Source organism: Psychrobacter sp. I-STPA6b (genome assembly GCF_020662265.1).
Taxonomy (GTDB): Bacteria; Pseudomonadota; Gammaproteobacteria; order Pseudomonadales; family Moraxellaceae; genus Psychrobacter.
Genome location: NZ_VEWM01000132.1, coordinates 17,789 through 34,933, shown reverse-complemented (window position 1 = coordinate 34,933; position 17,145 = coordinate 17,789). Strand labels below are relative to the sequence as shown.

17 protein-coding genes are annotated in these 17,145 nt (G+C 40.5%); 10 read left to right on the top strand and 7 right to left on the bottom strand.

Annotated elements, in window-relative coordinates:
- Positions 1–12: 12 nt before the first annotated feature.
- The 4 genes from FHK88_RS13885 (at position 13) to FHK88_RS13870 (ending at position 2,594) form a co-directional block, all read left to right on the top strand.
- On the top strand, positions 13–387 hold the full coding sequence (locus FHK88_RS13885; RefSeq protein WP_227431315.1) for a response regulator: 375 nt from the start codon (positions 13–15) through the stop codon (positions 385–387).
- A gap of 267 nt (positions 388–654) precedes the next feature.
- On the top strand, positions 655–1,230 hold the full coding sequence (locus tag FHK88_RS13880; protein WP_227431314.1) for a hydrolase: 576 nt from the start codon (positions 655–657) through the stop codon (positions 1,228–1,230).
- Positions 1,231–1,893, top strand: coding sequence for an HD domain-containing protein (locus tag FHK88_RS13875; RefSeq protein WP_264480700.1), 663 nt, complete (start codon positions 1,231–1,233; stop codon positions 1,891–1,893).
- 161 nt (positions 1,894–2,054) lie between these two features.
- Positions 2,055–2,594 (top strand): DUF1287 domain-containing protein, encoded by a 540-nt coding sequence (locus tag FHK88_RS13870; protein ID WP_227431341.1) that lies wholly within the window; start codon positions 2,055–2,057, stop codon positions 2,592–2,594.
- 86 nt (positions 2,595–2,680) lie between these two features.
- Here FHK88_RS13870 and asd read toward each other — a convergent pair whose 3' ends face one another.
- Entirely contained in the window at positions 2,681–3,553 is an 873-nt protein-coding gene (gene asd, locus FHK88_RS13865; RefSeq protein ID WP_227431313.1) for an archaetidylserine decarboxylase, read from the bottom strand.
- Between the two features lie 76 nt (positions 3,554–3,629).
- On the opposite strand from asd, the gene dtd reads away from it, so the two are divergent.
- The 3 genes from dtd (at position 3,630) to phoR (ending at position 6,550) form a co-directional block, all read left to right on the top strand.
- Positions 3,630–4,070 (top strand): D-aminoacyl-tRNA deacylase, encoded by a 441-nt coding sequence (gene dtd, locus FHK88_RS13860; protein ID WP_227431312.1) that lies wholly within the window; start codon positions 3,630–3,632, stop codon positions 4,068–4,070.
- A gap of 126 nt (positions 4,071–4,196) precedes the next feature.
- On the top strand, positions 4,197–4,898 hold the full coding sequence (gene phoB / locus FHK88_RS13855) for a phosphate regulon transcriptional regulator PhoB (RefSeq protein ID WP_227431311.1): 702 nt from the start codon (positions 4,197–4,199) through the stop codon (positions 4,896–4,898).
- A gap of 224 nt (positions 4,899–5,122) precedes the next feature.
- Positions 5,123–6,550 (top strand): phosphate regulon sensor histidine kinase PhoR, encoded by a 1,428-nt coding sequence (phoR, locus tag FHK88_RS13850; RefSeq protein ID WP_227431310.1) that lies wholly within the window; start codon positions 5,123–5,125, stop codon positions 6,548–6,550.
- Here phoR and FHK88_RS13845 read toward each other — a convergent pair.
- From FHK88_RS13845 to ubiG, 5 genes are all read right to left on the bottom strand, one after another.
- Positions 6,537–7,139 (bottom strand): M23 family metallopeptidase, encoded by a 603-nt coding sequence (locus tag FHK88_RS13845; RefSeq protein WP_227431309.1) that lies wholly within the window; start codon positions 7,137–7,139, stop codon positions 6,537–6,539. The genes phoR and FHK88_RS13845 overlap by 14 nt on opposite strands.
- Positions 7,140–7,212: 73 nt before the next feature.
- The gene (locus tag FHK88_RS13840) at positions 7,213–8,757 is read right to left on the bottom strand and encodes an FAD-binding oxidoreductase (protein WP_227431308.1); all 1,545 of its coding nucleotides are present in this window, start codon (positions 8,755–8,757) and stop codon (positions 7,213–7,215) included.
- A gap of 99 nt (positions 8,758–8,856) precedes the next feature.
- Positions 8,857–9,669: a YciK family oxidoreductase gene (locus tag FHK88_RS13835; protein WP_227431307.1), complete on the bottom strand. Its 813-nt coding sequence runs from the start codon at positions 9,667–9,669 to the stop codon at positions 8,857–8,859.
- A gap of 33 nt (positions 9,670–9,702) precedes the next feature.
- A complete protein-coding gene (locus tag FHK88_RS13830; protein ID WP_227431306.1) occupies positions 9,703–10,416 on the bottom strand; it encodes an HAD family hydrolase in 714 nt (237 codons plus the stop codon).
- A 38-nt stretch (positions 10,417–10,454) separates the two neighbouring features.
- A complete protein-coding gene (ubiG, locus tag FHK88_RS13825) occupies positions 10,455–11,243 on the bottom strand; it encodes a bifunctional 2-polyprenyl-6-hydroxyphenol methylase/3-demethylubiquinol 3-O-methyltransferase UbiG (RefSeq protein ID WP_413680534.1) in 789 nt (262 codons plus the stop codon).
- 385 nt (positions 11,244–11,628) lie between these two features.
- Here ubiG and FHK88_RS13820 point away from each other — a divergent pair, with 385 nt between their 5' ends.
- The gene (locus FHK88_RS13820) at positions 11,629–12,270 is read left to right on the top strand and encodes a thiol:disulfide interchange protein DsbA/DsbL (protein ID WP_227431304.1); all 642 of its coding nucleotides are present in this window, start codon (positions 11,629–11,631) and stop codon (positions 12,268–12,270) included.
- Between the two features lie 226 nt (positions 12,271–12,496).
- Positions 12,497–13,207, top strand: a complete 711-nt coding sequence (locus FHK88_RS13815; RefSeq protein WP_227431303.1) for a ZIP family metal transporter — start codon at positions 12,497–12,499, stop codon at positions 13,205–13,207.
- 179 nt (positions 13,208–13,386) lie between these two features.
- Here FHK88_RS13815 and parC read toward each other — a convergent pair whose 3' ends face one another.
- Positions 13,387–15,666, bottom strand: a complete 2,280-nt coding sequence (gene parC / locus FHK88_RS13810) for a DNA topoisomerase IV subunit A (RefSeq protein ID WP_227431302.1) — start codon at positions 15,664–15,666, stop codon at positions 13,387–13,389.
- A gap of 514 nt (positions 15,667–16,180) precedes the next feature.
- Between parC and FHK88_RS13805 the strand changes: the two genes are divergently transcribed.
- Positions 16,181–17,080: a transporter substrate-binding domain-containing protein gene (locus FHK88_RS13805; RefSeq protein WP_227431301.1), complete on the top strand. Its 900-nt coding sequence runs from the start codon at positions 16,181–16,183 to the stop codon at positions 17,078–17,080.
- The last annotated feature ends 65 nt before the right edge of the window (positions 17,081–17,145 follow it).

The window sequence follows — 17,145 nt, the reverse complement described above, 5'->3', positions numbered from 1 at the left end:
TTAGGACATAATATGCATAAGCTGATGGTAGTTGATGATTCTAATATTATTCGTAATAGGATTGAACGCAGTTTTACAGCCGATAACATTGAAATTGTGGCGACTGCCACAAATGGCTTAGAAGCAATACAGCAGTTTGATATTCATCAGCCTGATCTGATTACTATGGATTTAACCATGCCTCATATGGATGGGCTAGAGTGTATTCGACGCATTGTGGCTAAGCAAACAGGTGTTAGTATTTTGGTTGTATCTGCACTATCAGATAAGGCAACCGCATTAAAAGCTTTAAAATATGGCGCTAGAGGTTTCTTATGTAAGCCATTTAATGAAGAGGCATTAACACAGGCACTCAATAAATTGCTCCAATATAAGGTTGTTAAGTAGTTGAGATAATATAAGAGGCATATAGATCGGACTGTATTCACTTGGGGCTAAATAGGATGACTATTTAGCCCCAGTTTACTTTGGTATGGCTACTTTCACACGTCTAGTGTATTGTCAGCTTTTATGAGGGGTTATTTTTATTGGTGTATCAGCATACAGGATTGATACCATTGTCATAGGTTGTTCACATTGACCCATGTCCGGAAGTATGGCTAAATAGAAAGAACGATGGATACCCACTTAATAAATGATAACAAGGAGAGAGCGATGTCAACCATTACGACCGATAAAACCTACCGTATCATGCGTGATAACTGTCAAGCAATGCTGATTGATGTGCAAGAAAAACTCACCCCGCATATTTATCGTCATCAAGAAGTGGTCGAAAATATTGTGACTTTAATTCAGGGATTGCAAGCATTAGATGTACCAATTATGCTCAATGAGCAGTATAAAAAGGGGCTTGGAGAGACAGTACCTGAGATTATGGCAGTATTAGAGAATACGCAAGGAAGGCAGTTTGAAAAGGTGAGCTTTAGCGTTTGTGATAATGATGAAGCGTGGAATTATCTGGCACAACAAAACCGCAATGCAGTTTTGTTATTTGGGATAGAAACGCATGTGTGTGTGATGCAAACTGCTTTGGATTTGCTAGATAATGGCATGCAACCCATTATTATTGCTGATGCGTCTGGGTCACGCAATACCTATGACCGTAAGCAAGCGATACGTCGTATGCGCCGAGCAGGGGCAGTGATTACCACGACTGAGGCAATACTATTTGAGCTATGTCGTAGCGCTAAAGACCCTGCATTTAAGACAATCAGTTATTTGGTGAAATAGATGTCGTCAGTTTCGGTGAATGGCAATGGATACACTAATAATAGTGTAGTAAATAATACCAAAGAAAATGGGGTGGATAGTGCGGATACAATGCACGATATCACCCAGTTTCTGCTACAGCTTGATGCTCTTAAACATATTGAACGGCGTAGCTATATCACAGGTGGCACTCGGCTTGAGAATTCTGCTGAGCATTCATGGCATTTGGCAATGGCATCTTGGGCGATAGCGACTTATTTTAACTTGCCCATCAATCATGAGCGTTTATTAAAAATGGCGTTGGTGCATGATTTGGGTGAGATTGATGCGGGTGATACATTTTTGTATGCACCTCAGCGTAGTGAAGCCCATCTTGCTGAGCGTCAAGGTGTGATGCGTCTGCAAAATCACTCAGGGCATGGCATCAGTGATTTAGTAGAGATATGGGATGCGCAAGAGTCTGGTGTGAGTGCTGAGGCAAAGCTGGTAAAAGTGGTTGATAGGTTGCTACCGTTTTTGCTGAATATCAGCACTCAGGGCAGGACATGGCAAGATTTGGGCGTTACTCGTACTCAGGTTGCAGGGGCGCATGCGTTTATTTCATCTGATTTTCCACCGATTCATCATTGGATACAAGCACAAATTGAGTATGCAACCAAAATGGGCTGGCTGATTGATAAGTAATGGTAGCGGATAAGTGATAAATCAGTGATGGATAAATAATAGACCTTCATAACGACAGGTGAGATGAGACAGTGATACCCACAGTGACAGCCACAGCCTTAAAGACTAGAGTGATTACTTTATTGCTTATGGTAATACTGAGTGTTGGAATTGGCTTGAGCATGGTGCAAACAGCGCAAGCAGACGTGGTCAGTCATGGTGAAAAACTGGCTTATGATGCCAAAAAACAAATTGGAGTCACTGTAGGCTATGACCCTGCGTATCGTAAGATAGAGTTTCCAAGAGGTGATGTTCCTCAGCATACAGGGGTTTGTACCGATGTGGTTATTCGTGCTTATCGCCTACAAAATATTGACCTGCAACAATTGGTCAATCATGATATGAAAAATAACTGGTCGGTTTATCCTAAAATCTGGGGACTAAGCCGAACTGACAGTAATATTGACCATCGTCGGGTACCAAACTTAGAGGTGTTTTTTGCCCGTCATGGACAAAGCCTATCACTGACGGATAAAGACAGCTTTAAAGCTGGGGATATTGTGACGTGGCGACTACCTAATGGTAATTTACCTCATATTGGGATTGTCTCTGATAAAAAGGCTTTAAATGGCACACCACTGATTGTTCATAATATTGGCAGAGGCACACAGGAAGATAATATCCTGTTTGCCTATCCAATAACGGGACATTTCCGTTATTAGTTGATTGGCTGTTAGTTTATTAACTATTAGCTGATTAACCGTCCCTAATCACTTGGCATTAGGTTTTTAACATTGTTTATAGATGCTTATTGTTCAGTGGTTCCTAAAAGCTGTCCCATTTGAACCACAGAGCCATGTTGTAGCTCATCTAGCCAGTGAGTGCCTGCCCCTTCTGGCATAATCACAATGGCAGTTGAGCCAAGATAGAAGCGTCCTAACTCGTCCCCTTTCTTTAGTACTAGCTCATGGGTTTGTTCTTGGATACCCTGCCCACGACTTAGCCGACCCGTAGCGACCGTCTCAATCCCTGCAACAATCATTGCACCCACCATTACCACAGCAGTCATACCATATTTGGTTTCAAATAGGCAGACCAATCTTTCATTACGGGCAAATAAATCCAGAACCCCATCAGCAGTGGTATTATTAACAGAAAAAAGTGTGCCAGGCATATATCGGGTTCGAACTAAGGTGCCATCAAACGGCATATGTACACGGTGGTAGTTACTGGGTGCTAGATAAACTGTTGCAAAGTTGCCGTTTTGAAAATATCTGCCGTCTTCATGTGAGGCGAGTAAGTGACCAATCTCATAGAGCCTACCTTTGGCTTGTAGCACTTGGTCATGGTCAATATGACCAATCTGTGAGATAACCCCATCAGCAGGTGAGGCAATACCATTATCAGTATTGTCTATTACTCGGGCATTGGGGGCAAGTTCACGAGTAAAAAAGTCATTAAAACTCTCATATTCATCAAGCTGTTTGCGTTGATATTCGTCTAAATGAATGTCGTAGGCTTTAGCGAAGGTATGCACAAAAGTCTTTTTAATAAGAGGGTTTGTGCTAGATGCCAGTTTACCAACCGCAGTGCTAAGTTTTTGCTGAGGTATGATGTGTTGCACAGTGGTAAAAATATTGGCTTTGGTGAGTCGAGATTTGATTTGCTGTTTTAAGGACATAAGCTTGAGGGTATAGTATTAGGATGGATTTTGGCATATTTTATCATGTTTTTACAAAAAAATAGATGAGGTCACTATGAAAGCAGTCATTCAACGGGTAAAACAAGCCAGTGTGAGTGTGGAGGGAAAAATCATTGGCGAGATTGAGCAAGGTATTTTGGCATATATTGGTTTGGGACATGAGGATACATTTGAAACTGCCAAAAAATTAGTAGATAAAATATTAACTTATCGTATTTTTGCAAATGAGGTGGGAAAGCTAGACAAAAATGTACAAGAAGTGGGTGGTGGCTTATTATTGGTATCACAGTTTACCTTGATGGCAAAGACCAATAAAGGTCGCCGTCCAGATTTTGCCCCAGCCATGCCCCCTAATGATGCTGAGGTGTTATTTGCTGAGCTAGTGCAGTATGCTCAGACACAATATTCACAAATAAAGACAGGGGAGTTTGGTGCGGATATGCAGGTCATGGCACTCAATGATGGTCCGATTAATTTTATCTTGGAAGTAGTGTAAAAGTGGTGTAGAAGTGACGTTGCAATTTGAGAGATAAATTAAAGGATAAAGTGCTTTGTCATATCTTTGTCATATTGATGCGTTGTAATATAACCGTCATAAAACGCCAGTATAGAAGGATAAAATATGAGTAATGATATGGTTTTAGTGGTGGAAGATGAACCTGCCATTCGAGAGATGATTACTACCACTCTTGAGATGGCAGGGTTTGACTGCTTGCAAGCAGAAGATGTGCAAACTGCACATCAGCAAGTGGTAGACCATCGTCCTGCTATTATTTTGTTGGATTGGATGTTAACAGGTAGCCAGTCAGGAATTGATTTGTGTCGCCGTCTAAAAAAAGATGAACTTTTAGCGGAGATTCCCATTATTATGCTGACTGCAAAAGGGGAAGAAGATAATAAAGTTCAAGGTTTGGATGCAGGTGCTGATGATTATATTACCAAGCCATTTTCTACTCGTGAGCTGATTTCACGTATCAAAGCCGTATTACGGCGTAGTAGTGCTTTGTCTGGAGATAAGCCAATAGAAGCTGAAGGCTTGAGTCTTGACCCAGTCAGTCAGCGAGTGTCAGCAAATGGCACACCTGTAGAGATTGGACCAACCGAGTATCGTTTATTGGCATTTTTTATGAGTCACCCAGAGCGAGCGTATACACGCACTCAGCTACTTGACCAAGTCTGGGGTGGCAATGTTTATGTTGAAGACCGTACTATAGATGTACATATTCGTCGTCTACGTAAGGTGCTAGAGCCTTATGATTATGCAGGATTTATTCAAACGGTACGTGGTACGGGATATCGGTTTTCAACTCAGTTGCACGGATAATGGTTATTACTGGTTATAATTAGTTGTAATCAATAAACCCTATAATAAATAGTCGCTATAAAATAGCGCTTAGAAACAGTTATTATAAATAAGTGATATCAGGCTACCCAGCAATAAAAATAGAGCATGGCAGAGAAGCAATGATGGATAAACAGTGATGATTAAATAATGATGGTTAAATAATGATGGTTAAATAATGATGGTTAAATAATGATGGTTAAATAATGATGAGCGATAAGCATACTAGCCAAAATTCCAGCCCAGATATCGCTGAAACATCTGTAAAAATAGAGCGTGGGCTACATAGCAAAAGTTTGTTTTGGGCAGACTTTAAGTGGTTACTTTTTTGGTTATGTATGGGTACTGTCTTGGGTGCTTATCTCAGTGTGACCCACAAAAGTTCGTTTGCTTGGGGGTTGGTTGCAGGCTTACTGATTTATTATGTGTGGCGACTGTTTGCGATGCAACAGTTTTATAATTGGCTTAGTCGTTCTTTGACTCTACCTCCCCCTGAGTTTTCGGGAGGACTGTCGTTTGTTGCCAGTGAGTTATACCATAGCAAAAAACAAGAGCAAATCACCCATCAAAAGATGATGGGATTAATCAAAAAAATCCGTAGCTCATTGTTAGCACTACAAGATGCTGTGATTTTATTAGATAAAGATGATTGCTTGGAATGGTGGAATCAGTCAGCAGAAAAGCTGTTACAGCTACGCTCAGAAAATCAAGGTAGTAATATTTTAGATTTGATTAAAGCTGATGAATTTTATGAATATTACACCACTGCTGAGTCCCCTAATGATGGCTTGCGTATCCAGTCGTGGCAAGACCCAGAGCGGTTTTTGCAATGTGAAGTGACGCATTTTGGTCAGGAAAAACTGCTAATAATCTATGATGTGACCCGTTTGCAACATTTAGAGCAGATGCGCAAGGACTTTGTGGCGAATGTCTCTCATGAACTGCGTACCCCATTGACCGTGATTATGGGTTATATCGAGACGTTTTCTGACCAGCCAGACCTTGACCCCAAGTGGCAACGAGGCTTTAGCTTAATGTCTCAGCAGACACGGCGGATGAATAGTATTATCAATGATTTATTATTATTATCAAGATTGGAAAATGAGGAAATTGCGCCAACAGAATGTGTAGATATGCCAAAAGTATTGGCACATTTATTTGATGATGCACAGGCTTATAATAAGGAATATGGGCATTTAATTGATTTACATATTGATTCGCAAAAAAATCTTTATGGCTCTGAGATGTACTTAAACAGTGCCTTATTAAACTTAGTCACCAATGCGATTAAATATACGCCAAAAGGTGGTGAAATTAGTATTAGCTGGCAGGAAGTCAAAGACGGTTGTTTGTTTGCAGTTAGTGATAATGGTATCGGCATTGCACCCGCCCATATTGAGCGGTTAACTGAGCGTTTTTATCGTGTTGATAGTGGACGTAGCCGAGCCACGGGAGGTACAGGGCTGGGTCTTGCCATTGTTAAGCATGTGTTGTATCAACATGATGCTACTTTAAAAATCGAATCAACTGAAGGACAAGGCTCTACCTTTAAGGTATTTTTCCCACTAGAGCAAGTATGCTGTGAAGGTAGTTGTCATGCTTCTAAAGATGGCACATGCCCTAAGAAGACTTAATTAGCAGAGGGTAGGGATTGACCGCTTTACCCTGAATATAAATACCATAATGAACATGTGTTGGCGTTCCCTTAGCATTGCCACTATCACCGACATAGCCAATAATATCACCTTGCTCTACCCAGTCACCTTCACGGATATCACCATATTCCTCAAGATGGGCATAATAATGCCCAGCACCACCCGGCCCTATGATACTGACTACATTCCCTCCCAATCTATCAATACCAACTTTACGCACAATACCGTGTGTGGTGGCATGAATGGGTGTGCCTCGAGGTGCAAAGATATCAATGCCTTCATGCTTGCGTCCGCCACTACGTGCTGCACCCCATGTATCGGTGAGGTGGCGAGAAGGTAAGGGGTTAGGTAGGCTATTTTCAGTTGGTAGGTCTTGTTGTAATAGCTGATGATATTGGCGTAAATGGGTGATTTGACTGATGGTTTGGTCAATATAGGGTAAGACAGTTTGCCGTATTGGTGGGACACTAAAGATAAGTATCGCCAGTAATGATAACCATAAAATAAGTTTGAATAAGGCAGTAAGCATCCGACCAATAAACGTTGCAGTTGCTTGGGTTAGGCTCATTGGTGGATGCTCTTTTCTACTTTTAAGTTAAACAAAGCTGTTAAGTTAAAAAAATGTTATTTACTCAGGATAATTAATCAAATAGTTTGCCTTTATTCATGATGCCATTGGGGTCAAATACCTGCTTAATTGCTCGTAAATATTCAATTTCTGTTTGGCTACGGCTGTAATGCAAATAGGGTTTTTTGGTCATACCCACACCATGTTCAGCAGAGACAGAGCCTTGATATTTTTGAACTACTTCAAACACATGGTCATTCACTGTCTGGCATTTTGCAAAGAAGTCTTCTTTAGAAAGTGACTCAGGTTTTAGGATATTAAGGTGTAAGTTTCCATCACCGATATGACCAAACCAGCAAATCTCAAAATCAGGATAATTGCTATTAACCACGCTTTCGATATCGTGGATAAAGTTTGGCACATGGCTAATCAGCACTGAGACATCATTTTTGTAAGGGGTAAAGACTGAAATGGTCTCAGAAATATACTCGCGTAATTTCCATAGCTCAGTAGCTTGAGCGATACTTTGGCTCATTACTCCATCAATGACCCAGCCATTTTCCATACAATGCTCAAAAATTTGCATGGCTTTATCCATAATGGGTTCATATGGTGCTTCAAATTCAATCAGGGCATAGTATTTTGTGCGAGTCTCAAACGGCTCTTGAACATGTCCCGTTGCCAAGACTTTATCAATAGCCACACTGTCAAAAAACTCAAAGGCAGTAAGGTCAATCTGTGCCTGAAAAGCAGATAGAGTTTGCATAATATGGTCAAATTCATCGACACCCAAGACCATCACTGTCAAATCTTGTGGCGCACGCTCTAACTTCACTTGTACCTGTGTGACGATACCCAGTGTACCTTCAGAGCCAATAAATAAATGACGTAAATCATAACCTGTGGCATTTTTTATCATTCCACGGTTAAGGTGCAAAATATCACCTTTACCAGTGACCACCGTCAAACCCAATATCCATTGACGGGTCATACCATAACGGATGACTTTGATACCACCTGCATTGGTGCCGATATTACCACCAATCTGGCTTGAGCCAGCAGAGGCGAAATCCACTGGGTAATATAAGCCTTGCTCCTCAGCAAACTGTTGTAGTTGTTCAGTGATAACACCTGCCTCCACCTCAACCATACGGTCAGCAGGATAAAACTTGCCAATTTTATTCATTTTATCAAGGCTAACGACCATTTCCCCACGAGACGCAACGGCACCTGCTGATAATCCTGTACGCCCACCGCTTGGGGTTAGGACGATATGATGTTCATTGGCAAGGCGAACAATAGCTTGTACCTGCTCGGTAGATTTTGGAAATAAAATCGCAGAGGGGGCAGGGGCAAAGTGCTTTGTCCAATCTTTACCCCAGTATTCTAGGCTGTCGGAGTCCGTTTTGATTTGGCTGTCATCAAAGCCATACTGCTCAGTTAAAGCCGTTAAAATAGACTGAATAGCAGATGTACTGACATTTGAAGTATTAGCGTCTAGTATGCTTGTCGAATTGTCATTAGTTGTATCGGTGTTAGCGTTTTGTTGCTCAGAAGCGTGGGTGCGCTCATGGGCAGGTTGTGGTGAATGTGGTGCAGATTGAGATTGTGTGGTCATAGAATTTCCCATCAAAGTCTTTTTTATATTGTGAGCTCAGATATTATGAGTTTAGTCATTTAACTAAAAAATATCTAAAAAACAAGAGATTATAGCGGATTATTTTGGTTGTAGATTAATCACCTGACCACGTACGCCGATACTGTCATCACTCATCAAGCACACATAACCTGCCATGATGTCTTCAGGCGTTTTTAAGGTCATTGGATTTTCACCAGGGTAAGCATGGGCGCGCATATTGGTACGGGTTGCCCCAGGATTGATACAATTAAAACGTAGGTTGGTGGTATTTTGCGTCTCTTGTGTAAAGATGTCACTCATACCCTCGACCGCTTGTTTGGACAGTGCATACGCTCCCCAAAATGCCCGAGGATGTGTGCCAACTGAGCTGGTGGTAAATACAACAGAGCCATGCGCTGATGACTTTAATAAAGGTAATAAAGACTGGGTCAGCATAAAAGTAGCGGTACAGTTTACCTTCATTACTTTGTTAAAAGTATCAGTATCATACATCTCAAGCGGAGTTAGCTGACCCAAAATACCAGCATTATGCAAGACACCATCTAAGGTGTTAAACTCTTTTTCAATCAAAGTTGCAAGCTGTTGCATTTCTGCTTGTGTTGCTGACTCAAGGTTCATTGGAAGCATGGCAGGTTGTGCGCCACCAAAACCTTCGATTTCATCATAGACATACTCAAGTTTACTGGTGGTTTTTCCCAATAATAATACAGTCGCACCATAGCGGGCATAAGTAAGTGCGGCTACTCGTCCAATACCATCACCTGCCCCTGTGACCAAAATATTTTTGCCTTTTAAACAATCTGTTGGTGCATCATAATGACGGATTTGTTCATGGGTGAATGCTGTTTGAGTTTTTATTGATGTTGATGATGCTGAGGTGGTGTTATCCATAAAGTTTTCCAAAATTTTTCTCAAAAATAAGTCTTAAAATAATCTATTTGCAACAAAACTATCCATTTCTTCAGGGCTATTGACAATAAAGTCTGCCCCCCAAACGCTTAAATCCTCTTTATCCTCAGGGGGAATATAGCCATAACTGGCAAGCACCGTTATCATACCTGCCCGATTGCCTGCCTCAATATCTCGGATATGGTCGCCTACATACACACATTGATTTGGCTCAACGCCCAACTGCTGACAGGCTAAGAATAACGGCTCAGGGTCAGGCTTGGTATTTTTAACATCATCAGGGCAGACTAATACACTACAGCGTTGGTTTAAATCTAGCTTTTCTAACAATAGCTCTGCTAAATATCTGGGTTTATTGGTGACAATGCCCCACGGTAGATTATCTAGCGCTTCGATGTTGTCTAACATCGAGGCTAACCCTGAAAATAACTGACTATCAACGCAAATATCTGCCTCATAAGTATCTAAAAACTCTTGCCGATATGCCAATAACTGTGGATTATCATTGGATATATCAGCAAACTTGTCGCCAAACATTAATCGTACCATTGCAAATGACCCTGCCGATACTTGCTCACGGATAGCAGTTTCACTGGGGCAGGGGTGTTGATATTTAGCGCACATTTTTTTGATGATACGAATAAAATCAGGTGCCGTATCAATCAATGTGCCGTCCAAATCAAATAAAATGGCGTGAATGTCTTTGGTATTTTTATCTTTAGTGTGCATTTATTTATCCCTAAACAACATCAAACAACATTCATAAATTAAGATGACTGCTCATCAGGCTTTTTAACCGCCATCATATAATTGACATCGACATTTTGTGCCAGCCAATAGCGTTTGGTAATGGGGTTATAATGCAAACCAATCAAATCTTGGCGATTAAAGCCAGCATTGACTGCCATTTTATCCAGCTCCGCAGGGGTGATAAATTTGCTATAGTCATGTGTGCCTCTATCTAATAATCGCAGTACATACTCTGCACCAATGATGGCAAATAGATACGATTTTGGATTACGATTGATGGTCGATAGTACAAAGACACCATTTGGCTTGAGTAACTGAAAACATGCCTGCACAATGGCAGCAGGGTCAGGGACGTGTTCAAGCATCTCCATACAAGTCACCACATCAAATTTGCCAGCATTTTCTTCAGCAAACTGCTCAACACGAATATGCTGATAACGCAGTCGGTCACTTAGACCACTTTGATCAGCATGAATTTGTGCTGCTTTAAGGTTTTCTGCACCCATATCAATACCAGTGGCATCTGCGCCACGTCTTGCCATTGACTCGGTCAAAATACCACCACCACAACCAACATCGACCACAGTTTTTCCTGTCAGTCCAGACCCCATACCTGCAATGACATTTTCTTCAATCCAGTTGAGGCGTAATGGATTAATCTGATGTAAGGTAGCAAACGCACCTGATTTATCCCACCACTGATTCGCCAGCCGTGTAAATTTGCTGATCTCACCAGCATCGACATTAATGGTATTAGTAGTATCTGTATTCATATTATTGTTGTATGGTTGAGTATGACTCATGATGACTCCAAGCTAAAAAAGCATAAATAAAAAAGGCATGTGATTGGGTGTATGATTTTAGCTGTTATATTAGCATGCTTCGAGGCAGGCATCATCAGTAAGATTTTTTGTGCATGTTACCTTAATGTTAACCAGAGCAAAATTTGCTCACATCGTCACAACGGTTATTTAAGATTGTATATAGGCTTCACGGTTCACATCACTAGGTTAAATAAGGTATGATATGGAGATGCTTAACTTTTAATTGAAAAGATGGGGGTATGAGCGCTGTCGTCAGACCCATTTTGACCATAATATTATTTAGGTATTGTCAACATTCAGACAATACAAAAAACAAGCATAAGTGACAAGCTACTGAACTGAATCGTCTGCTTATAAGGAAAGATTGATGAAAATTAACACAAAATATGGTTTTGCATTAGCAACACTTGCTTCTGCTGTTGGGCTAGCTTCTTTGCCAGCCAATGCCGCCCAGTTTAATGCTGGAACAGACTATACTGTCTTGGATAATCCAGAAAACATTACAGGCGATAAAATTATCGTTCGTGAGTTTTTTTGGTATGGTTGTCCACACTGTTATAACTTAGAGCCATATATGCAAAAATGGGCAGCAACTAAGCCTAGCGATGTTGTATTTATGCAAACACCAGCAGCACTGAACCCAGTTTGGGAAGCCAATGCTCGTGGATTTTATGCAGCACAGTTACTTGGCTATCAAGACAAAACACATGAAGCCTTATTTAAGGCCATTCAAGTGGATGGTAAGCGTCTATTTGACCAAAATTCATTGGCTGAATGGTATGGCTCACAAGGTGTTGACCAAAAGAAATTTAACAGCTTATATAACTCATTTGCAGTCAGTACTAAGATTGGGCGCTCAAAAGCAGGTGCAAAACGCTATCAGCTAACAGGTGTTCCTGCTGTGGTTGTACAAGGTAAATATGTAGTACAAGGTGAAGGCGAAAAAGTACCACAAGTGGTTGATTTCTTAGTCAATAAAGTGCGTGCAGAAAAACAAGCAAGCAAATAAGTACGAACAAATAAGTACAAATTCACTAATGAGCTGATATGTTGATTATTTTAGCTGTCTAAAATCATATTAGCGTCATATAGAATAGAAAGGCTGAGGTATTCCTCAGCCTTTTTTGTTCTTGGGATAGTTATATTTTGTAGAGAAAGAACATGTTAAGCTGTGAGCATAATATTTGAATTTAAGCTATCTAATAAACTCTTAAAGATAAATATAAGGAATGATAATGCTATTACAGCTTGTTTTATTTTCTGGATTTGCAGGCATTACTGTTTTTATTGGTGGGCTATTAGCCAGTACTTTTGAGCATTATTTAGGGAGTAATCCATTTAAACAGCAGATTGTGCATACACTGATGTCTTTTGGTGCAGGTATTATTTTATCTGCTGTTGCTTTAGTACTGATACCTAAGGGTTTAGAAGAGCTGTCATTAATGGGTATGGCAAGCTCATTTGTGGTTGGTGCAGTACTGTTTATGTTTATTGACCGTTATCTGCACCAAAAAGGTGGACAAACTTCAACATTACTGGCAATGATGATGGATTTTATTCCAGAGTCGATTGCATTGGGTGCGGTGTTTGCGATTGAGCCGAGCATGGCAACCTTATTGGCAGTGTTTATTGGGCTACAAAACTTACCTGAAGCGTTTAACTCTTTTCGGGATTTGGTCCACAGTGGCTATACTGCCAAAAAGGTTTTGGTTATATTCTTCTTCCTAAGCTTTTTTGGTATTATCTCAGCATTGATTGGGCATTTCTTTTTACGAGAGCATACCGATTTGACAGCTCACCTTATGACCTTTGCTAGTGGCGGAATTCTTTATCTATTGATAGAAGATATTATTCCTGAGAGTAGTGAAATTACAGATAGCCATTTAACCTCATTAGGGGCAACATTAGGATTTTTGGTGGGGATTATTGGAGAGAAAATCTTGTAGGTTGTCTTATAAATACCTCAGTCTCTCTAAATTATGGTTTATTCCATATAGTAAAAAATCTTAATTAACAGAGATATATTAATATATTTAATGTATTATTAATAATAAATGTTAAATAAAGTTATAATAAAAAGTCATAATGGATAAGTACATTATGACTTTTTAATTGCATGAGCTATTTACTCAACCACTTCAACCCCACTAACATTTTGAAAGCCTCTGGGTAGTTGACTGCCCCGATTGCCGCGTTTACTGGTGTAATTTGCCAAATCCATTGGTTTTAAGGTGACATGACGTTTACCTGCGGTGATGGTCAAACTGTCCTTATGGTGTAAGGTTGTTACAGCCACAACTTCTTCGCCGTCTTTTAGATTAATCAGTTTGTTACCTTTACCTCGAGCCTGTTCGGGTAGTTCCTCTAAATCAAAAATTAACAGATAACCTGCTGATGTCACCACAGCCACTTGGTCTTGAGCAGGAGCATTTGTTTCGTCCGACTCGGCAGTTGCGTCTTTTGTGTCGATTTTGCAGACAGTGAGTAGCTGTGCATCATCGGCAAAATTAATGATATTTTTCCCCGCTTTTTGGTTGGTATCAAGGTTGCCAAGCTGATTGATAAAGCCATAACCTTGTGAGCTGGCAAGAATAATTCGCTGTTTATCATCGCCTGCTAAGAGTTGTTCAAATCTTGCACCTGCGGGTGGTTTTAAAATACTGGTCAAAGGGTCGCCTTGTCCCCGAGCTGAGGCTAGAGTATGTGCGTCAATACTATAACTGCGTCCTGTACTGTCTAAAATATAGATTTTTTCATTGGATTTGCCATTGACGTGGGCTTGATAACTGTCGCCTGAGCGGTAACTCATACCTGCTGCGTCCACATCATGTCCTTTGGCCGCCCGTATCCAGCCTGCTTTGGATAAAATAGCGGTGATGGGTTCACTGGGTACAAGGTCGGACTCTTTTAACGCTTGTGCCTCTTCACGCTCAACCACTGGTGATTGACGTTCGTCACCATGCTCTTTCATATCGGCGGTAAGCTCGTCAATCATCAGCTGAGTTAGGCTATCAGGATTATCGAGCAGTTCTTGGATTTTTGCCCGTTCGGTTTCTAATTCGCTTTGCTCTTGTTTTAGCTCAATTTCTTCAAGTTTTGCCAGTTGACGCAAACGAATGTCTAAAATGGCATTGGCTTGGATTTCGCTTAACCCATAACGGCTCATTAGCTCAGCTTTAGGGTCGTCCTCTTCACGAATGATACGAATAACTTCGTCAATGTGCAGATAAGCAATCAGCAAACCTGCCAAGATATGCAAGCGTTTATCAATTTTATCAAGGCGAAATTGCAAACGGCGAGTGACCACTTGTCGGCGAGATAATAGCCATTCACTTAATATCTCTTTAAGGTTTTTAACTTGTGGTTTGCCATTTAAGCCAATCATATTGAGGTTGACTCGATAGTTATTTTCTAAGTCGGTACTGGCAAATAAATGACTCATTACCCGTTCTACATCGACCCGAGTGGAACGCAACTCTAAAACGATACGGCAAAGATTTTCATGGTCGGATTCATCATGGATATCAGTGACCCACGGCAGTTTTTTATCGGTCATTAACTTAGCGATTTGCTCTTGGATTTTATTGCCCGATACTTGGTAGGGTAGGGCATCAATAATGACCAGATTTTTTTGTTTTTTATCAATATGATAGGTAGCACGCATTTTATAACTACCACGCCCCGTTTCATACATCGCTTGTAAGTCTTTTTTATCGGTGATGATTTCTGCTTTGGTCGGTAAGTCAGGGGCAGGAATAGATTGGGTTAATTGCTTGACCGACAGTTCTGGATTTTTTAGCAGGCGAATGGCAGCTCGTACCACTTCATTGAGGTTGTGTGGTGGAATGTCGGTTGCCATACCAACGGCAATACCTGTTGTACCATTGAGTAAAATATTGGGCAAGCGGGCAGGTAAGGTAACAGGCTCTTGCATTGAGCCGTCAAAGTTATCTTGCCAATCGACCGTTCCTTGCCCCAATTCTGTCAGCAAGGTATTGGCATAGGCGGACATTTTTGCCTCAGTATAACGCATGGCAGCAAAGGATTTTGGGTCGTCAGGGCTACCCCAGTTGCCTTGTCCAGTAATCAGTGGATAGCGGTAGCTAAAGGGCTGTGCCATTAGCACCATCGCTTCATAGCAAGCGGTGTCACCATGTGGGTGGTATTTACCCAAGACATCACCAACGGTACGGGCAGATTTTTTGGGCTTGGCAGAGGATTTTAACCCAAGCTCACTCATGGCATAGACAATCCGCCGTTGTACTGGTTTTAGCCCATCGGCAATATGTGGCAAGGCTCTATCCATGATGACGTACATGGCATAGTTCAGATAGGCTTGCTCGGTAAATTCGGCAACCGAACGGGTGTCAAGGGCGGGGTTGCTGGTAGTCGCTAAATCTGGCATAAAGGTCACTTGATTATAAATATAAAATAGGGGTTATGGATAACTTTGCATAATAGCAGTTATCCTAAAGCAAATTGAAGTAATAGAAAAGTCTATAAATATTATTGGCGACGCTGTTTGTCGTATTGTGTGATAGTCCATAGTTAAAGAGATATTATTTTCTTTTTATCTACTTGTATTAAGGTGCTATTTATTAGATTATGATACCTTCAGGAGTCCTTTGGACAGTATATATACGAGTCTTTATGATAATATGATAATGTTATTTTATAAGCAGTATTGCTATGAATAAATGGATATAAAGTTTATTTTTTTGACAATAGCTGGTATATATGAATCAGTACTCCCAAGGTATGGCATGCTATGGTGACAATGTGAATGATTGTTGATGAAGAAAGATAGGAACTGTTGAACATTCATCATCACAAATTTGTAGTTTGTTTACTATATCATGATGTTTTGCACTTCATATACTCAATAAATATTTTTGCACTTAATAATTAAAGGTATAACTATGCAGCTAACCATAAGAAATTCAACAAACCACTGGTTTGCTCAGCTCCCCAAAGTATTGCTTAGTGTGTCTGTGACACTGCTATGTTGTACTGCATGTAATCAGTCTACAACGAAGCAACAAGAAGAAACGACTTCAGAAACCAGTGATAATACGGTAACAAATAGCACTGCTGAAACGACGTATCGAGTGGTGAGTAATGCCAGCTACCCTCCTTTTGAGTATTTAGACGAGAAAGGAAATATCATTGGATTTGATGTAGATTTGCTTAAAGCAATCGGGAAAGAAGAAGGCTTTGATGTTGCGTTTCAGTCGCGCCCATGGGTAGTGTTATTTAGTGAATTAGAAGAAGGTAAGGCTGATATTATTGCATCCTCTGTGTGGATTACTGATGAGCGTCGCCAGAATTATGGTGTCTCTACGCCTTACTATAGCTCTCCAATGTCTTTATTAACTTTGCAAAGTTCTAATAAAACCAACCCAACTTCGTATCCAGATATTGAAAATGGTACCGTAGCAGTAGCGATTGGTGGTGAGAATGATGCATTTTTTGACGAGTTTTTTGCGGCAAAAAATAATAAAGTACAAAGTGACAGCAGTTACCTTGCTCTACAAGATTTAATGTCTGGTAAAGCGACGTATGTCTCAGATGCTGAGGTGCGTTTAGATTATGATATTTATCAGTATAAAGACCAGCTTAACAATGATGAGTCTTTCGTCATTGTCAAAGACCCACAGTTTCCAGTTTGGGAGTGGGGCTTTCTTGTGAAGAAAAGTAATGCAGGACTGCTAAATAAAATTAATAGCGGTCTAGAAAAAGTACATCAAAATGGTACTTATGATGAGATTTATGAAAAATGGTTCAACAAGAAGCCACCATTACCTGCAAACTCACAATAATTTATGAGGACTCATGTCTTTTATAATTAATGTTGCTTTGATTTACCCTAAATACTGGTATGACT

Coding starts and splice junctions, on each gene's coding strand:
- phoB (WP_227431311.1), top strand. CDS start 4,197: ATGAGTAATGATATGGTTTTAGTGGTGGAAGATGAACCTGCCATTCGA.
- FHK88_RS13885 (WP_227431315.1), top strand. CDS start 13: ATGCATAAGCTGATGGTAGTTGATGATTCTAATATTATTCGTAATAGG.
- FHK88_RS13835 (WP_227431307.1), bottom strand. CDS start 9,669: ATGGATAACACCACCTCAGCATCATCAACATCAATAAAAACTCAAACA.
- FHK88_RS13880 (WP_227431314.1), top strand. CDS start 655: ATGTCAACCATTACGACCGATAAAACCTACCGTATCATGCGTGATAAC.
- FHK88_RS13830 (WP_227431306.1), bottom strand. CDS start 10,416: ATGCACACTAAAGATAAAAATACCAAAGACATTCACGCCATTTTATTT.
- dtd (WP_227431312.1), top strand. CDS start 3,630: ATGAAAGCAGTCATTCAACGGGTAAAACAAGCCAGTGTGAGTGTGGAG.
- FHK88_RS13870 (WP_227431341.1), top strand. CDS start 2,055: ATGGTGCAAACAGCGCAAGCAGACGTGGTCAGTCATGGTGAAAAACTG.
- FHK88_RS13875 (WP_264480700.1), top strand. CDS start 1,231: ATGTCGTCAGTTTCGGTGAATGGCAATGGATACACTAATAATAGTGTA.
- FHK88_RS13840 (WP_227431308.1), bottom strand. CDS start 8,757: ATGACCACACAATCTCAATCTGCACCACATTCACCACAACCTGCCCAT.
- FHK88_RS13820 (WP_227431304.1), top strand. CDS start 11,629: ATGAAAATTAACACAAAATATGGTTTTGCATTAGCAACACTTGCTTCT.
- asd (WP_227431313.1), bottom strand. CDS start 3,553: ATGTCCTTAAAACAGCAAATCAAATCTCGACTCACCAAAGCCAATATT.
- phoR (WP_227431310.1), top strand. CDS start 5,123: ATGATGAGCGATAAGCATACTAGCCAAAATTCCAGCCCAGATATCGCT.
- FHK88_RS13845 (WP_227431309.1), bottom strand. CDS start 7,139: ATGAGCCTAACCCAAGCAACTGCAACGTTTATTGGTCGGATGCTTACT.
- parC (WP_227431302.1), bottom strand. CDS start 15,666: ATGCCAGATTTAGCGACTACCAGCAACCCCGCCCTTGACACCCGTTCG.
- FHK88_RS13805 (WP_227431301.1), top strand. CDS start 16,181: ATGCAGCTAACCATAAGAAATTCAACAAACCACTGGTTTGCTCAGCTC.
- FHK88_RS13815 (WP_227431303.1), top strand. CDS start 12,497: ATGCTATTACAGCTTGTTTTATTTTCTGGATTTGCAGGCATTACTGTT.